This is a genomic window from Pollutimonas nitritireducens (assembly GCF_002849615.1).
GTDB classification, from domain to species: Bacteria; Pseudomonadota; Gammaproteobacteria; order Burkholderiales; family Burkholderiaceae_B; genus Pollutimonas; species Pollutimonas nitritireducens.
In genome coordinates, this window is record NZ_PDNV01000005.1 from 203,579 (window position 1) to 220,473 (window position 16,895).

Here is a 16,895-nt window from a genome sequence, read left to right on the forward strand (position 1 = left end):
ATCGATACATGGGTATTCGAGCAACCCGCATGCCCGCGCGCGTCGGATGCAGCGGTCTTTCAGAATGGGATCTGTAGCCAGCAAAGACAAAACTGGTTCTGCGCATCCGTCCATACAGGTCCCAGCTCGAACCCTGTTTTGACCGCCATGCTTCGCAAGCCGTCCACCGTATATTTATGGGAATTTTCAGTGTGCAATGTTTCCCCTTGCGCAAAAGAAAAGGTCTGGTCGCAGACACGAACCCGTTGGGACCGCAGGCTCATCAAGTGCATCTCGACGCGTTGTAATGGCGCGTTGAAGAAGGCACTGTGGGCGAACGCGTTGATCTCGAAATTTGCATCCAGTTCGCGATTTGCGCGAATGAGCACATTACGGTTGAAGGCCGCCGTGACTCCCTGACTATCGTTATACGCGGCATGGAGAATCGCTGGATCCTTGATCAGATCGACACCCAGCAACAGTCCTCCGCCGCGTAAAAGGTGACGTGCCTGCTTCAAGAATGTCAAGGCTTCGGACGGACACAGATTCCCTATGGTTGAACCGGGAAAAAAACCCACACGTCGATCGCAGTTGCGGTGCATTGCCGGCAGCCGCAAAGGACTGGTGTAATCGCCCACGACTGGTCGCACGTCAAGCTCGGGATAGCGACGCTGCAAAGTTTCAGCCGCCGCTGCAAGATGGGAGCCGGAGATATCAATGGGGACATAACAATGCGGAGTATCCATGGCATCCAGCAGCAGTTGTATTTTCTGCTGGGAACCTGCCCCGAATTCCACGATCTCCACATCCTTTCCCAGGAACTCAGCGATCTCCTGCGCGTGCAACTTCAATAGTGATAATTCCGCGCGCGTGGGGTAGTACTCGGGCAGCTCGCATATCTGATCAAACAAGGAAGAGCCTTGCTCGTCATAAAAATGCTTGGGGGATAAATACCGCGGGCGGCTTGCGAGCGCCTTGAGCATGTCCGCTGAAAAGTCGTCCGTCGGAGCCTTGCCCGCGGACACGCTGAACAGCGTAGTGCTGCGATGAGCCTGTTGGCCTATGGTCATATGTTGTCCCTTGCCAATCGCAACCCCGAGAATTGCCAGCGCGCGCTCGGCTGGAAGAAATTACGATAGGTCACCCGCGTATGCCCGGGGGGGGTTGCGAAACTGCTGCCTCGCAATACCAGCTGGCCGACCATGAATTTACCGTTGTATTCGCCGACCGCGCCCGGTGCAGAACGAAAACCCGGATAAGGATCGTAGGATGACCTCGTCCACTGCCAGGCATGTCCGGTCACTTGCGCCATTCGTGGATCCCGAGCCGCCGCCTCCCACTCAAACTCAGTCGGCAGCCGGGCTTGCGCCCATTCAGCGTATGCCGCCGCCTCGTAAAAACTGATATTAGTGACTGGTGCTGAGGGATCCAGAGGCCGCACACCGTCAAGTCCAAACGTTTGCCAGCCCTCTATTCCGGCTTCGGGTTCATCCGGTGCCATCCAGTATGCCGGCGCCGTCCAGCCCCAAGATTCGACCGCAGCCCACCCATCAGACAACCACAATCCGGCATGCTGATAGCCGCCGTCGAACACGAATTCCGCGAATTCACCACAGGTTACAAGGCGGTCAGCCAGCCTGTAAGGAGACAACAACACATGGTGTCTTGGTGTTTCGTTATCGAATGCAAAATCCTCCTCACCGGCAGTGTCGATGCAACCGATTCCAACGGTTCCTCCCGGTTGAGGCAACCATGTGAGCCCATGTTCCGTAGCCATGGAAGCGGGGGACAGGGAATCTTTGTCGCTGCCAGATCGGTAGGCCGGCAGCAAGGGATTGCAGGAGAACAAGTGCAGGATATCGGTGAGCAGCAGCTCCTGGTGTTGCTGCTCGTGGTTCAAACCGAGTAAGAGCAATGGCCTGATCTTGAACCAGGCGTCCGGTCCAGCATGTTCGATCAATTGCTGCATGGCGGCGTCCACATGTCGGCGGTAGTCGATCACCTCGTCCACGGTAGGACGCGTCAATAGCCCACGCCGCGGCCTTGGATGCCGCGAGCCGAGGCTTTCATAATAAGAGTTGAAGAGGTAGTGGTACCGATCATTGAAAACCTGGTAATGCGGCGAGAAAGGCCGCAGCAGCATTGTTTCAAAAAACCAGGTGGTGTGGGCCAGATGCCATTTGCTTGGGCTTGCATCGGGCATGGATTGGACGCATTGGTCCTCAGGCGACAAAGTCGCGGTGAGCTCCAGGCTGTAGTCTCGGACGCGAGTGTATTGCCTCAGCATGAAGGTGCGCGGCAAGGTCGCGGCTTGCGGCTTGAGAGCCGCCGAGGGGATTGCTGACATAGGCCGTCGTTCCCCGGATCAGCGAGTGGGACCGCGACGCACCGCGAGGCGTAGCACGCCATAGGCAATCGCCAGGCCCGCGCTGGTAAGGGTGAGGGCACGCCAGCGAGTGTTCATATCGGTGTAAACGCTGAAGCTGCGTGCATGTTTATCGGTATCACGACTTTCTCTTGCCAGGTCATCGCCCGCATCCCATAGGGCGTCATGGCGCGCCTGCGCTGGCCTATCACTACGCTGCGCGCGAATCATCGACCTGCCTAACAATTTGTCGGCAAACGAGGGCATCCGCTGGCCGAATGCTGAAATGGCCTTCGAAGCGCTGCCGACAAATACATCCCGCATAGGATGTTCCGCAGCATAGAGGATGGCTTCCGCCACAACCTTTGCGTCATAGACGGGTGGTGCAAGCTGCGGCTCCACATCCAGATAATTCTTGGCATGCTGTAAAAAGCCGGTATCGATCGAGGCGGGTTTGATCAATGTGACCGAAACCGGGGCACCATCGGCTTCGAGTTCCATGCGCAGTGCGTCCGTGAATCCCTTTACCGCATGTTTGGAGGCCGAATACGCACCTTGAAGGGGCACGGCGCGGTCGGAAACTTCACTCCCCACGTTGATCAAGGCGCCTCCTGTCAGGCGCAGTTGGCTGATGGCTGTCAGCGAGCCGTAAACCACACCCCAGTAATTGGTCTCGAACAATTGGCGCTGATCATCAATAGCGACTTCTTCCAGCTTACCGAAAATGGATACGCCGGCGTTGTTGACCCACGTTTCTACGCCGCCGAAAGCAGTAATCGCCGCATCCAGAATCTTCCGATGATCCTCCTGTATGCCGACATCGGCCTTGACAGCGATGGCGTCGGCCCCCTCCGCTTTAAGCTCCTCGACCAGCCGGTCGAGCGCGGGCTTGTTTCGGCAGGCGAGCACAAGTCGGGCGCCGCGCCGCGCCGCGATGCGCGCGGTGGCCAATCCAATGCCGCTACTGGCACCGGTAATGACGATAACCTGCTGTTTCAGGGGTTTTAGCGTCTTTTTCAATTTATTTCTCCTTACCGCGTTGAGCGTCAATATGCCTCGGCTTCTGAAGGACCTGGAACCTGAGCGCAGTACTCGCCAGCAACTGGCGGTCCCGCATAAATGGGTATGACGTTTGCTCGGCGCTCAAGCTTGCCGGCGTCTGGTCCTTATAATAAGCACCGAGGGTTGGGGAAGGGTTGGCGCCTGCCCATTGTTTGCTTCATTCCGGAATTCGTATGGAAGAACTCGTATCAAAGGTTGCTGCGTCGGATCGACCGAATGGCAAGCAAATTTCGAAGTTGCGTTACTGGCTGGTGCTATCCATCCTGGCTATCGCGACGATTCTTCTATGCGTGGCTCTCTATACAACCTTGATCGACCCAAACCAGAAGATGGTGGGCGCCCTATGGGGCGGATCGATGGCGGCGTTGGCCACCGCACTTGGCACCTTGCCCATACTTTTCTCTTTAAATTTCTCCCAGCGCTCCTACGACAGCATGCTGGGATTCGGCGCAGGCGTCATGTTGGCCGCGTGTTCATTCTCCTTGATTATTCCGGCATTGGACGCCGCCGAGTCCCAAGGGTTAGGCCCCTGGAGTGGTAGCGGCGTCGTGGCGGGTGGCCTGCTGATCGGAGCACTCGTCCTGCTCTTGATTGATCGCGTAATGCCGCACGAGCACTTCGTGAAAGGACTTGAAGGCGGACATGCACGTAAACTCAAACGTGTCTGGCTGTTTGTGCTCGCCATATCGCTGCACAACCTGCCGGAAGGTCTTGCCATAGGCGTGGGTTTCACCGGCCCCGACGCACTTGCCGCGCAGGCTCTCGCCATGGGGATCGCCATTCAAGACGTTCCGGAGGGTATGGTGGTCGCTTTGGCACTCCGTGGCGTCGGATACGGTCGAGGACTGTCGGCTGGGGTGGCTGTATTATCTGGGCTGGTAGAACCTTTGGCCGCCGTGTTCGGGGTAGCCATAATCGGTATTTCGGCCGCACTCTTACCTTGGGGCATGGCCGCCGCAGCGGGCGCGATGCTTTTCGTGATCAGTCACGAAATCATCCCGGAGTCTCACCGGCAAGGCCACGAATCTTCGGCAACGATTGGACTCATCATTGGTTTTGGCCTGATGATGGTTCTGGATACGGCTCTGGGATAGGGCTATACGTATCCCAATGCGAGCAGCACAAGAAGTATCACGAGCAGGATACCTATTCCGCCTGTAGGCCCGTACCCCCAACCTCGGCTATGGGGCCAACTGGGAAGCACTCCAATGAGTATCAAGATAAGTATGATCAGCAATATTGTTCCGACTGACATATCATTCTCCGTTACGGTTACCCCACACGATAACTCGGCTACGCTTCCATCGTGGCAAGCCAAGCCAGCCCGCCGTAACCCCAGCAAGTGTCATGCCACACGAAGGCCATGCGGGTATGCGGTTTGCTCCGGGACGGAATTCTTTCAGACTACGACTGCTTATATTTGAATCAATGCTTATGCCTTTGCTCCGTCGGAATATAACGCTCCTCCCTGCTTTATTGATAACCCTGTTGGTGATCTTCTCCATCGCGGGCGATGCCCATGCGGTCGAACCTGCGGGTCCGGCCAGCGCAGCCCAGACCGACGCCACCACAACACTGACCCCCGCCCAGGCTCGACATGCGTTGTCCATTCTTCAGGACGACGCCAAGCGTGCAGAGCTAGAACAGACTTTGCACGCTATTGTTCTGGCCAGCGGTGGCGAGCAGCCCGCTGCCACCCTCGCGGAACCGAGCAAAGAAGAGGACGCACCGGTCGCACTTACCCGGGGAGGGCTGCTCGATCAGTTGCTTGCCGCGACCAGCCAACGATTGGCTCAAGTGTCAGATTGGTTCCAGTCCAGCGCTCGCTCGCTCACCAAATTAAGAGATCCGGCCCAGTGGTGGCAAGCATCAACGACCGCAGCCAGAGACCAGAAAGGTCTGTTTGTCTCGTTCGCGAAGGCAATACTTGTCCTGGCCGGCGCGCTTTTGGCGGAATGGCTCTTGATTCGTGGATTGAAGCGAGGCCGCGATATCCTGTCACCCTCGCTCGGCACAACGACGCAACTGGCAACGGATGGTCGGCCACTGGAAGCGGAACGATACTCGAGCCTGCTTCGACGCATTCCATATGCCTTGGGACAAGGTGTGCTCAATTTGCTGCCCTTACTCGGCTTCGTTGCCTTGGCCAGTATTCTGGGCAGCGTCGTAAGCCAGCAAGGTTCCGCGCTCCATGAGGGGTTACTGATCATCGTGGGCGCCTACGTGTCGACGCGGATAGCACTTGCAATCTTGAAGCTGTTCGTATCACCCGTTCACGAGAACCTTCGCTTGATGCACATAAGCCAGTCCAGCGCCGTGTGGGTGTATCACTGGCTCCGCTGGATCATAGTAATCGCAGTATTCGGCACAGCACTTGCCAATATACTTCTCGCAATGGGAGCAAGCCCGGACCTGTACGAGACCATTTCCAAGCTTGTCGCGTTGATTGTTCACGTACTTTTACTGATGATGGTTTGGCGCAGCAGGAGAGCGATAGCGGCATTGATTCGAGGCACGCCGACCGGCAGTGTCGGATTGTTCGGCATCAGGCGGGTCGTTGCTGACGTATGGCCATTCCTGGCAACTGTACTCATTGTCGGGGTCTGGCTTTTGTGGTCCGCGGGGACGCCTGGCGGCTTTGAGCGGCTTGTACAGTTGTTCGCATGGTCGGCCGCCGTCATGGTTGCGGCAGGTTTGCTCGCGATTTTCGTACTGGGGGCAGTGGACCGGGCTTTCGCACGGGACAAGGAAAATTCACCTGAGCAGCCCGTAACAAGGGAAGCTCCTCGCAATCTCTACCGCAGTCTTGTACACCGCCTGATCCACATCACCATCGCCGTTGTCACCGGCCTTGTATTGCTGCAAGTCTGGGGCTTCGATGCATGGAACTGGTTCAGGGAAGGTTCGGTAGGGCGACGTCTGGCCTCCGCTGCGGTGACTATTGCCATCACTTGTGCGCTGGCTGCCATCGCGTGGGAAAGCTTGAATACAACGATCACCCGGCGCCTTGACCGTTGGCGCGCCGCGGAGGAGTTCGCGCGCGCGGCGAGGCTGCGCACACTGGTTCCCATGATGCGCACCGCGCTATTCGTCGCGATTGCTCTGGTAGTGCTATTGACGGCCCTCAGCCAGTTGGGCGTCACCATTGCACCCTTGCTGGCCGGCGCCAGCATTATCGGGGTGGCGTTGGGATTTGGGTCGCAGAAACTGGTCCAGGACTTTATCACTGGGATCTTCCTGCTTATGGAAAATGCCATGCAAGTGGGTGATTGGGTCACAGTTGCCGGACTTTCAGGGAGTGTCGAATACCTGTCGATCAGAACCGTGCGGCTGCGGGCGGGCGACGGCGCGCTGCACGTGATCCCATTCAGCGCCGTGTCGACCGTTACGAACACCAACCGTGGCGTGGGCAACGCGTCCGTGCGGGTCAGCGTCACCGCGGACTCCAATGTGGAAGAGGTATTCAATGCGCTCAAGAGCGTGGGTGCGGACCTGCGCGCCGATCCGAGGTTCAAGGATCTGATTCTGGCCGACCTCGATATCTGGGGCGTCGACCAAGTGGACGGAAACATGATTACCGTAGCAGGCCAGATACGTACATTGGACAAGGGTCGGTGGCCGGTGCAACGGGAATTCAACCGTCGCATCCTGCAGTGTTTCCGTGATCGCGATATTCGGCTCGTCAATCCCAAGGAAACGATGGTGATCAATGCCGGGTAAATACCCCACAGCGCCGATGGCGGCGTAGCGATCAACATCATGGACGCCTTGCTACTAGTGGCCCTGGTCATCGCCGCCATTGTGCTGGTCGATCTTGTACCGAAACTGAAGTTGCGCCATGCAATTCGCTCTCCGTTCCCTCCTCACTTTGAGAAGATACTGGAGAAAAACGTTCCAATCTACAGAAAGCTCCCTGCGGATTTGCGTCAGCAACTGCATCGCCTGATCCAACACTTCCTTCACACGAAGGACTTTCACGGGTGCGGCGGGCTGGAAATCAACGACGAGATCCGGGTGACCATAGCCGGCATAGCCTGCCTCCTTTTATTGAATCGCAAGACGCGTGTCTATCCCGAACTTACGTCCATTTTGGTTTATCCGTCGGCATTTCTCGCCCCGCGGACTGAAATAGACACCGTGGGAGTAGTCTCGTACCACGAAGATGATTTGCTCGGCGAATCGTGGGGCGATGGTCGCGTGGTACTGGCATGGGATCATGTCAAACTGGGCAGCCGCGATTTCACAGATGGCCATAATGTGGTGCTGCACGAATTTGCGCATCAGCTCGATGAGGAATCCGGCGGAGCCGACGGTGCGCCAATACTGGGGAGCCGCAACAACTATCAACGCTGGGCTTCCGTCTTCTCCCACGAATTCGCTAGTCTCCAGGCCATGATTGACCACGACCATGACACGGTCATCGACGAATATGGTGCAACCGACCCTGCCGAATTTTTTGCTGTGGCAACCGAAACTTTCTTTGAAAAGCCCCGGGAAATGGCAGCGCACCATGCTGCACTGTACGAGGAATTAAAGAGGTACTATCGGGTGGATCCGCGTGAATGGCTGTAGGTGTAAAAATGAATGACCCTTATGATTTGCAACGCTACGTGCTTGCCCAGGACCCCGTTCTTGACGAGGTCTACGAAGAATTGCGCAAGGGCCGAAAAAGCAGCCACTGGATGTGGTTCATCTTTCCGCAGATGAAAGGGCTGGGAAACAGCGACATGGCACGCAAGTTCGCCATTGCATCGAAAGAAGAGGGCAGGGCCTACCTGGACCATCCTCTGTTAGGTACGCGGTTGCGTGCATCCGCAAAACTGGTAAATGCGGTCAAGGGTCGAACCATAGAAGACATCCTGGGGCATGTCGACGCCATGAAATTTCGTTCTTCCATGACCTTGTTCTCTTATATTGCTCCAGCAGAAGAAGTTTTTGCAGCCGCACTGAAAAAGTATTTCGACGGCAAAATGGACGCCGCCACACTGGCGCTGCTTGCAAGCACCGGTGAGCCAGGTTGACGCTCCCATGACGTCCGTAAATACCCGTATCGAATCCAGCCCATGGTCGATCTTCCTGATCTTCCTCCGCCTCGGGCTCACCTCTTTTGGCGGTCCGGTCGCCCATCTGGGCTACTTTCACCATGAATTTGTAACGCGTCGCGCCTGGCTGTCAGAACGCAGCTACGTTGATTTGGTGGCCTTATGCCAGTTTTTGCCGGGCCCCGCCAGCAGTCAGGTCGGAATCGCGATCGGCTTATCACGTGGCCGCTACGCTGGAGCCATAGCGGCTTGGGCTGGCTTCACGCTGCCTTCGGCCATAGCCTTGCTCTTGTTCGCTCAAGGGCTTTCAATGTATGGCGACGGCCTCGGCGCCGGTGCACTGCATGGCCTGAAGGTGGTGGCCGTAGCCGTCGTTGCTCAAGCGGTATGGAGCATGGCGCGAACTCTATGTCCGGATGCCCCGCGTATCACCATCATGGCCATCGCGGCGTGCGTTTGCTTGCTTATCCCTTCCGCATGGGCGCAAGTGGGTACCTTGGCCGTGGCAGCACTTGCTGGGCTCATCATGTTCAAGCCGCCAACAGATAATGTGCACGACCCTTTGCCCATCGCGATCAGCCGGCGGACCGGCATGATTTCCCTGTCACTATTCGTTTTACTGTTGGGCGGATTGCCAATACTCGCACAGATAATGCCCAATCAAACCATTGCGGTGATTGACGCTTTCTTCCGCGCCGGATCACTGGTCTTTGGCGGCGGCCACGTCGTGCTGCCATTGTTGCAAGCCGAAGTCGTGCCTGCTGGATGGATCAGCAATGAAACATTTCTGTCTGGATATGGTGCCGCTCAGGCGGTGCCAGGTCCGCTGTTCACGTTTGCATCCTTCGTTGGCGCATCCTTGTCAGGGGCGGTCCACGGCTGGATGGGCGGCATGATCTGCCTGATCGCCATCTTCGCGCCATCTTTTCTGTTGGTGGTGGGTGTATTGCCATTCTGGGATCAAGTGCGCCGCAATACGCGCAGCAGGGCCGCACTCACGGGTATTAACGCCGCCGTGGTCGGATTGTTGCTGGCGGCCCTTTATCAACCGGTGTGGACCGGCGCCATCCATGAGCCCAGCGATTTCGCCCTCGGGCTAGCGGCGTTCATCGCACTCGTGTACTGGAAGCTGCCGCCATGGCTGGTTGTCTTGGCCTGCGCAGTGGCCGGATGGATATTGAGCAGGGCGGCGTGAAGGCGTCAACAATCTTAGGTCGACCGTTCCTGCTCCATGCGTGATACATGCAGTGTGACTATACGCCGATTGGTGGTTTCGACGACTTCGAAACGCAGACCATCCAACTCGATCACCGCGCCGGTTTCGGGAAACATTTCAAAATGATCCAGTAGAAAACCTGCAATGGACGTAAACGAGTCATCATGGCTCAATACGGCATCCGTCTCAAGCATCTGCGCGAAATAATGGAGATCAGTGGCCCCATCTACCCGCCAGCGTCCAGGGCCTATAAGCTGAATTGTCGGCTGTTCGTCCTCGTCGGGAAACTCACCCGCGATAGCCTCCAGGATATCGATGGGAGTCAGCAGCCCCTGAATTGTCCCGTATTCATCACAAATCATAACCAGTTGTCCATGCGAAGCTTTTAGTATCTCCATGGCCTTAAGCACACCGGTTGATTCATGCAGCATGATGGGCTGGCGCATGTCCGAGAGCTGGTTAATATCCTTTCCATCCATCATGTCGGCCATCAGATCCTTAGCCCTGACAACGCCCAATATCGTGTCGAGCTGGCCGCGGCATACGGGAAAGAGACTATGTGGCGTCTCTCGCAAATGACGCTGTATCGTTGCTACGTCGTCATTCAGGTCGATCCACGAAATTTCCGTACGTGGCGTCATGATGGATCGAATCGACCGTTCGGCCAACGTCAAGACGCCACTCACCATACTGCGCTCTTCGGCACCGAACGCGGACTCGCGCCCGGGTGTGTCATTCCTGGATTCGGCTTCTGCCGTTTCAGTACGGTTCCTGCTGCCCAGCATGCGCAGCACCGCCTCCGCAGTTCGGTCCCGCAAAGGCAACCGGGCGTCAGACTTAAGCAGGCTGCGCCGCGCAAGTTGATTAAAAAACTCAATGACAATGGAAAAGCCTATGGCAGCGTAGAGATACCCTTTGGGAATCTTGAAGCCCAGTCCTTCAGCCGTCAGGCTCAGCCCGATCATCAACAGGAAGCTCAGGCACAATACGACGACGGTAGGGTGCGCATTCACGAAACGCGTGAGCGGCTTGGACGCCCACATCATCATGCCCATGGAAATGACCACAGCGGCCATCATCACTGGCAATTCGTCTACCATGCCGACCGCGGTGATGACGGCATCCAAGGAAAATACAGCGTCCAGAACGACGATCTGCGTGACCACCACGGCGAACCCGGCATAGGCTTTACTGGTGCCATGGTGCTGAGTCGTCCCTTCCAACCGTTCATGAAGCTCCGTAGTCGCCTTGACGAGGAGGAACACACCGCCCAGCAGCAGAATCAAGTCTCTTCCCGAAAACGAAAAGGACATGACGGAGAACAAGGGGGTAGTCAGTGTGACCAGCCAGGATACGATGGTCAATAATCCCAGTCGCATGATGAGAGCCAGCGACAGACCTATCAATCGCGCCTTGTCGCGCTGATGCGGCGGTAGCTTGTCCGCCAAAATGGCGATGAAGATCAGGTTGTCGATCCCAAGCACAATTTCCAGCACGACCAGCGTGAGCAGGCCCACCCAAATGTTGGGGTCTAAAAGCCAATCCATATAAAAATCCAGTGAAAATACTTACCGCGAATATGTCAACGTATTCCGGAAACGGACGCCGGAGTAGTGTGAGTCAAGTTAAACGGCGTGTCGCATCGTACACGCGAGACCGTGGCGGCTAGATTACTGGGGGCTTTATGATAGCCAGGAAAACGTCTGAGATAATGGTATCGACGTAACGGGATCGGGTAAAAACCGAGAGAACCCGCGCCGAGCAATGGACGTCGGCGGTATCAACCGAATCATTCAGATCAGCATGGACAGATGGTTGATTTCCCGGTTCCGACGGCATAAGCGCCTGTACCGTATGAATGTCGGCGTCGCCGGCGACCGAACAGGCACAGACCGCATTGGCAGGGGTTGGCAGGTTCCGTTCGGCGTTCAAGTCGTCAACGGAAGCCGACAGCACTTGCAGGGGTAATAAAAACAGGAGAAAGAGGACGATAAATCGTCTCATACAAGCAGAGTGAATGGATGAAGCGGTCGATTATAGCGTGGGAACCGTGCTGTTTCGCGTGATCGGCACACAATCAGGCTCGCGGACATCACTGTATTTAATGCTTACGAATAGCGCTTTCAATGCAATCAAGGGATTCGACATGGGATTACTCGTAGACGGGAAATGGCACGACCAATGGTACGACACAGCAATTACAGGAGGGCGTTTCGTACGCAATGACGCCCAATTCCGCAACTGGATAACGCCTGATGGGCGGGCCGGCCCCAGTGGAGTTGGCGGCTACAAGGCCGAAGCTGGCCGCTATCATCTGTATGTCTCCTTGGCCTGCCCCTGGGCAAACCGGACGTTGATCCTGCGTGCGTTGAAAGGCCTGGAATCGATCATCGGCGTGTCGGTGGTCAACCCCTTCATGGGTGAGAATGGCTGGACTTTCGAACCCGGGCCCGGGGTGATCGCTGATCCCGTGGCCGACGCCAAATACCTTTACGAGGTCTATCTGCAGGCCCAGCCAACTTACAGCGGCCGTGTGACAGTGCCGGTGCTATGGGACCTGGAACGCAATACCATCGTGAATAATGAGTCCGCAGAAATCATTCGTATGTTCAATTCGGCGTTCAATGATGTTGGGGCGAGGAAGGGCGACTATGCCCCCAAGGAGCTTATCCCTGAGATCGATGCGGTCAACGCGCATGTGTACGACACCATCAATAATGGCGTCTATAAGGTAGGATTCGCCACCGATCAGCAGGTCTACGACCATGAAGTCCATAGCCTTTTCGCCTCTCTGGACGAACTGGAAACACAGTTGGGAAGGCAGCCGTACCTGCTTGGGCAACGGATTACCGAGGCGGATTGGCGCTTGTTCACGACACTAATCCGGTTCGACGCGGTCTACCACGGCCATTTCAAGTGCAACATAAGGCGGCTGGTCGATTACAAGAACTTGTGGCGCTACACGAAAGAGCTTTATCGACAGCCAAGCGTGGCGTCGACGGTGAACTTCGAACATATCAAGCAGCATTATTACCGAAGCCACACGACGATCAATCCCAACGGGATCGTTCCGGCGGGTCCTGCAATCGAATTGCCGGATGTGGCACCGGAAGATCTGCCTTGATGGGAAAAGGGATAGCGAAAGTGAACATGCAACTTAAAGATATCCATTGTGCTGCCGTAAACTGAAGTACTACTCACGTGCAGCGAAAGCTTGAACGACCTGACTTGTATTTCGCTTTTGCAAAACGCCCCAGGACGAAGCTCAAGCGCCGTAAACAGGAACCAGCGTGTCAGAATCTATAAAACCTATATTGCGCAAAGCGATCGTACCGGCAGGAAAAGTTGACGCCATTCAGGACGCTACTGGGAAAATATTGAGCTACGTTGCACGGTGCACAGACATCAGCGAACGGTTGCAATACGAAGAGCGCGTGTCCCAGCTTGAATTACGCGACGGCCCAACCGGACTGGCCAATCGCAACCTTCTGACGGAGCGAACAAATCAAGCCTTGCTGCAGGCTGAACGCTACGGAAGAAATCTGGGCATGCTCTGTATTCGTCTGGATTGGTCCGACGCAGTCAGCGATGCCAACGCCGTGAACGACGAATCCTTTAAGTTGGTAGCGCAGCAGCTGGCTGCATGCGTGCGGGCAAGCGATACCGTAGCAAGGATTACCGCAAACGAATTTGCAGTGCTTCTGCCAGAAATCGAGGATGCAGACCATGTCCTGCTTGTCGCGGTCAAAATCACCCATGCACTGGAGCAGCTGTCGGATCTAGGCGTAAACACCAGCACAGGCGTTGCGCGATATCCCGCCGACGGACTCGACATACACGCGTTACTACGGCACGCTGATGAAGACCGACGGCGCAAGGCGCCCACGCGGCGAGCCGGCGTGGTGCCAGCGTAAGGAAAGATCCAGCTGAAATCCACGCTAAATCACACTCGTAATCGCTGAATATTCATGTGTATTTCTCCAATAAATGTTTTCCGAGCAGTTGTTGAACCGACTGCGCAGGATGTTCGACGGCGAGTCAGTAGGTCTATGATGAGTGATATATTCATTTTTTCAGGAGATTACGCATGGACGACGCGATGTATCCCAACCCGACAGCAGAAATTGCCCGCAAGCGCGCGGAACTCGCGCCCGAGCCGTTGGCGGCTTTCAAGGCGTTCAGTAAGGCAGTCATGGCGCCCGGCGCTCTTGACGTCCGAACGAAACAGCTGATTGCAATCGCCGTGGCACATGTCACCCAATGTCCCTATTGCATCAAGGGCCATACTGAAGGCGCGGCCCGAGCAGGAGCGAGTGATGCCCAGATCATGGAAGCGATCTGGGTGGCTGCAGAAATGCGTGCGGGAGGTGCCTATGCGCACTCAACCCTCGCCCTGCAGACCCTCGATCATCTGCATGGGCAGAACCCCGGCCAAGAGGACCGCTCGGCCGCGTCGTCTGACAACACCGACACGCCCAGGACAGACTGATCCGGGCTTGTGCGACGGCTCATGAAGGCACCACGGTTTTCGTTATTCGCAACAAGAATTCCGGTCTTCGCTTCTGGCGCTGGAAGCTTGCACGAACCACCTTATCGAGGGGGCTCCGATGTAGTGTGCCCATGTATCGATGTCCCGTACCAACGCCTCCTGGTCGTTGCCGAATGAACATAGGTACGCTTGCAAATCCCCATACTGGCAGCTGTAGGCCTTCAGCTCTCGGGCATTCAAGAGCGTCGCACGAATCTTCTTCGTATTTCGGATCATGCCCTCGAACTCCATCAGCTCTGCCAGCTTTTCATCCGGCCAACTTGCGACGACTTCCAGCTCGAAGTGCATGAAGCCCTCACGAATGTTCGGCCAGCGCTTTCGAACCACGTCGGGCCGGAAGCGCGCCTGGAAGACGGCGGCCGTCAGCAACTCAAAAACCTGGTCGTCCTTTGAAGGAAAGTCGCCGGCCAATGGATTCCAGCCGGTCACGATATGAGGAGCCATAGATACCCATGACAGCAAGAGGAGCTAGACTGCAATGAAAACATTGAGCTATAAGATTACTGTAAATGCCACTGTCTAGTCTCGATAAAGGCGTCTTCCATGCGTACCCCTGCAAGTATTAGCAAACATCCGATTCATCCCATGCTGGTGGTATTTCCGATTGGCCTGTGGGTTTTCTCTTTTATATGTGACTTGATCGGGCTTGCCATGGGCATGCCGAGCACGTGGACTACGGTCGCGTTCTATACCATGGTGGGCGGCTTGGTCGGTGCTCTTTTGGCCGCCGTTCCGGGGTTTATCGATTTACTTTACTATCAGGGCGGCAAGCCACCAGTCAAAAAAATTGCGCTTACCCATATGGCGATCAATTTGGCGGCGGTGGTACTGTATGCGGTCAATATCTGGTTGCGTACCGCCGATTCCGTCGACCTCAAAACACCTATCATCCTGTCAGCTGTTGGGGTACTCATGATTACCATTTTCGGGATGGCTGGGTGGGCAAATGGTCCATGTCTACGGAGTAGGGGTGGAAGGGCGCGAGTAAGCCTGCCTGCCAGTGTTCATTGATAGACTAGCCGATCGGTCAGCGTGATTTGCCAACAATCCGCGAAGCGCGACGTTCGCGAAGTGCTCGCTCGATGAGTAGGAAGACGAACTATATTCACAGAAATCTGAACTGAAAGGTCGCAATATGACGAAGAAATTCAAGGTCGATGATCATGTAAGCTGGAATTCCGAAGCCGGGCGGGTGTCGGGGACAATCGTTAAAGTTCACACCCGCGATTTCGATTACAAGGGACACACGCATCACGCCTCCGAAGATGACCCTCAATATGAGATCAGGAGCGACAAGACCGATCACATCGCAGCGCATAAGGGCAGCGCGCTTGATCGCATATAAGGGCGACGTGTGATGCTGCCGTTTTTCACCATTGGGCAATCCAATCGGAGCCTTGAGGAATTTGCCGAGTTGCTTCGGGAACCGCGAGTTGAACGGATCGTCGATGTCAGGATACGAAGCGCGATCTGAATGCAAAATATCTGACTTTACATAATACACATTATGCGTTTATTAGTTTGCCGCGAGGCTGGTAATTATGGCCCTCACCGGTGCCGAGGCGCCTTACACAGATAATGGTTTTTTTGGCTAGGCAACAGACTCAGCGAGCGTAGTTCTGCGCCGTCTTCCCGTCGCGCAATACGCCTTTATGTGCCGCAATTGCGGAGCAGCTCGTCCCGAAGCACAGCGAACGGTCCTTGGAGCGGACTTCCCTCCCGCCAAATCAATGAAATCGGAGGCAACGGGGTCTGTAACTTCAAATCCAAGATACTAATTCCGTGGAGCGTTGCATATTTGCGAGCGGCCGATGCAGGCACGACCGTAAGCAGTGTTCCTTGTTCCACTAAGCTAAGATTTGAGAAGAAATTCGCACATTCAATAACCGGTACGGGCGGCGAAATTCCGGAATACAAGAACTCGTCTACCAGCAAATTCCGAGTCACTGAGCCTTTTGGCGGAAGTGTCCAACCCCAATCCAGAGTGTCTCGCAAAGTTATCCGCTTTCTGTTCGAAAGTGGATGGCGCTTTCCGGCAACAACGCACATGCCCTCCTCGTACAGCACCTGAAACCTGAAAGGACGGCCACCATCCTTTACGACTACGGCATCCCGCGTGAACCGCGCTACGACACAGTCCAATCGGTTGTCGCTAAGCTCGCGCAGGAGGATGTCCGATGTAGCTTCTGTAACGGAAAATTCCAGTCCGCGATGTTGTTCGACGATTTTCGCGAGTACTTGCGGCATGTAGTTCTGCATGCTCCTCGGGAGAACACCCAACCGATAGGTCTGTCGATCTCGACTTTGGAGGGCATTCGCATCCTCATGTAACGCTAGAAGTTCATTATCGATAACTTTTAGACGTTGAAGCAATGACACAAGAGCAGGCGTAGGCGTCATGCCGCTACGAGACCGCGCGAACAGTTCAAGCCCAAGTGCCTGCTCAACCTCCTGCAGCATTGAGCTGGCGGCCGGCTGAGTCACGCAAAGGACGTCGGCTGCCTTGCGGACCGATCCCTCGTCAATAATGATCTGCAGCAACTTAAGGCTCTTGAACCTCAACGAGGACAAACGAGACGTAACGGCAAGCTCCAAGTGAAAACCCCTTCTTATCACGCGACCAATTTTTTTAATTTTTGTTTATAACGTCTTTGACGTACGATGTCCACATTAAATATAGGG

At 55.7% G+C, this 16,895-nt stretch carries 17 protein-coding genes; 10 read left to right on the forward strand and 7 right to left on the reverse strand.

The window, feature by feature from the left end; translation table 11 throughout:
* Positions 1-59 precede the first annotated feature (59 nt).
* From egtD to CR155_RS08985, 3 genes are all read right to left on the reverse strand, one after another.
* Positions 60-1,049: an L-histidine N(alpha)-methyltransferase gene (egtD, locus tag CR155_RS08975; protein WP_102069676.1), complete on the reverse strand. Its 990-nt coding sequence runs from the start codon at positions 1,047-1,049 to the stop codon at positions 60-62.
* Positions 1,046-2,266: an ergothioneine biosynthesis protein EgtB gene (gene egtB / locus CR155_RS08980; RefSeq protein ID WP_233214094.1), complete on the reverse strand. Its 1,221-nt coding sequence runs from the start codon at positions 2,264-2,266 to the stop codon at positions 1,046-1,048. The genes egtD and egtB overlap by 4 nt, the downstream gene beginning before the upstream one ends.
* Positions 2,267-2,344: 78 nt before the next feature.
* The gene (locus tag CR155_RS08985; RefSeq protein ID WP_102069678.1) at positions 2,345-3,364 is read right to left on the reverse strand and encodes an SDR family oxidoreductase; all 1,020 of its coding nucleotides are present in this window, start codon (positions 3,362-3,364) and stop codon (positions 2,345-2,347) included.
* A 215-nt stretch (positions 3,365-3,579) separates the two neighbouring features.
* On the opposite strand from CR155_RS08985, the gene CR155_RS08990 reads away from it, so the two are divergent.
* Positions 3,580-4,500, forward strand: coding sequence for a ZIP family metal transporter (locus CR155_RS08990; protein WP_102069679.1), 921 nt, complete (start codon positions 3,580-3,582; stop codon positions 4,498-4,500).
* 2 nt (positions 4,501-4,502) lie between these two features.
* Here the strand turns inward: CR155_RS08990 and CR155_RS08995 are convergent, their stop codons facing one another.
* Positions 4,503-4,661, reverse strand: coding sequence for a DUF3309 family protein (locus CR155_RS08995; protein WP_102069680.1), 159 nt, complete (start codon positions 4,659-4,661; stop codon positions 4,503-4,505).
* Positions 4,662-4,897: 236 nt separating this feature from the next.
* Here CR155_RS08995 and CR155_RS09000 point away from each other — a divergent pair, with 236 nt between their 5' ends.
* From CR155_RS09000 to chrA, 4 genes are read left to right on the forward strand one after another with little or no spacing between them, the layout of a single operon-like run.
* Positions 4,898-7,126, forward strand: a complete 2,229-nt coding sequence (locus tag CR155_RS09000; RefSeq protein WP_158238252.1) for a mechanosensitive ion channel domain-containing protein — start codon at positions 4,898-4,900, stop codon at positions 7,124-7,126.
* Between the two features lie 39 nt (positions 7,127-7,165).
* On the forward strand, positions 7,166-7,978 hold the full coding sequence (locus CR155_RS09005; RefSeq protein ID WP_102069684.1) for a M90 family metallopeptidase: 813 nt from the start codon (positions 7,166-7,168) through the stop codon (positions 7,976-7,978).
* Between the two features lie 8 nt (positions 7,979-7,986).
* Positions 7,987-8,427 carry a DUF1810 domain-containing protein gene (locus CR155_RS09010; protein ID WP_102069840.1) on the forward strand — a complete coding sequence of 147 codons (441 nt, stop codon included), beginning with the start codon at positions 7,987-7,989 and terminating at the stop codon, positions 8,425-8,427.
* Between the two features lie 7 nt (positions 8,428-8,434).
* Positions 8,435-9,643, forward strand: a complete 1,209-nt coding sequence (chrA, locus tag CR155_RS09015; RefSeq protein ID WP_102069841.1) for a chromate efflux transporter — start codon at positions 8,435-8,437, stop codon at positions 9,641-9,643.
* A gap of 14 nt (positions 9,644-9,657) precedes the next feature.
* On the opposite strand, the gene CR155_RS09020 is transcribed toward chrA, so the two are convergent.
* On the reverse strand, positions 9,658-11,211 hold the full coding sequence (locus CR155_RS09020; protein WP_102069685.1) for a TerC family protein: 1,554 nt from the start codon (positions 11,209-11,211) through the stop codon (positions 9,658-9,660).
* 599 nt (positions 11,212-11,810) lie between these two features.
* Between CR155_RS09020 and CR155_RS09030 the strand changes: the two genes are divergently transcribed.
* The 3 genes from CR155_RS09030 to CR155_RS09040 all read left to right on the forward strand — a co-directional run bounded on the left by CR155_RS09030 (position 11,811) and on the right by CR155_RS09040 (position 14,153).
* Positions 11,811-12,788 (forward strand): glutathione S-transferase family protein, encoded by a 978-nt coding sequence (locus CR155_RS09030; RefSeq protein ID WP_102069842.1) that lies wholly within the window; start codon positions 11,811-11,813, stop codon positions 12,786-12,788.
* Between the two features lie 166 nt (positions 12,789-12,954).
* Positions 12,955-13,578, forward strand: a complete 624-nt coding sequence (locus CR155_RS09035) for a GGDEF domain-containing protein (protein ID WP_102069687.1) — start codon at positions 12,955-12,957, stop codon at positions 13,576-13,578.
* A 173-nt stretch (positions 13,579-13,751) separates the two neighbouring features.
* The gene (locus CR155_RS09040) at positions 13,752-14,153 is read left to right on the forward strand and encodes a carboxymuconolactone decarboxylase family protein (protein WP_102069689.1); all 402 of its coding nucleotides are present in this window, start codon (positions 13,752-13,754) and stop codon (positions 14,151-14,153) included.
* 42 nt (positions 14,154-14,195) lie between these two features.
* Here CR155_RS09040 and CR155_RS09045 read toward each other — a convergent pair whose 3' ends face one another.
* The gene (locus tag CR155_RS09045; protein WP_102069691.1) at positions 14,196-14,657 is read right to left on the reverse strand and encodes a DNA-3-methyladenine glycosylase I; all 462 of its coding nucleotides are present in this window, start codon (positions 14,655-14,657) and stop codon (positions 14,196-14,198) included.
* Between the two features lie 99 nt (positions 14,658-14,756).
* Between CR155_RS09045 and CR155_RS09050 the strand changes: the two genes are divergently transcribed.
* Both CR155_RS09050 and CR155_RS09055 read left to right on the forward strand, forming a co-directional pair.
* Positions 14,757-15,224: a DUF2231 domain-containing protein gene (locus tag CR155_RS09050; RefSeq protein WP_233214062.1), complete on the forward strand. Its 468-nt coding sequence runs from the start codon at positions 14,757-14,759 to the stop codon at positions 15,222-15,224.
* Between the two features lie 124 nt (positions 15,225-15,348).
* Positions 15,349-15,558: a hypervirulence associated TUDOR domain-containing protein gene (locus tag CR155_RS09055; RefSeq protein ID WP_102069693.1), complete on the forward strand. Its 210-nt coding sequence runs from the start codon at positions 15,349-15,351 to the stop codon at positions 15,556-15,558.
* 305 nt (positions 15,559-15,863) lie between these two features.
* Here the strand turns inward: CR155_RS09055 and CR155_RS21350 are convergent, their stop codons facing one another.
* Positions 15,864-16,829 carry a LysR family transcriptional regulator gene (locus tag CR155_RS21350; protein ID WP_102069694.1) on the reverse strand — a complete coding sequence of 322 codons (966 nt, stop codon included), beginning with the start codon at positions 16,827-16,829 and terminating at the stop codon, positions 15,864-15,866.
* Positions 16,830-16,895: the final 66 nt, after the last annotated feature.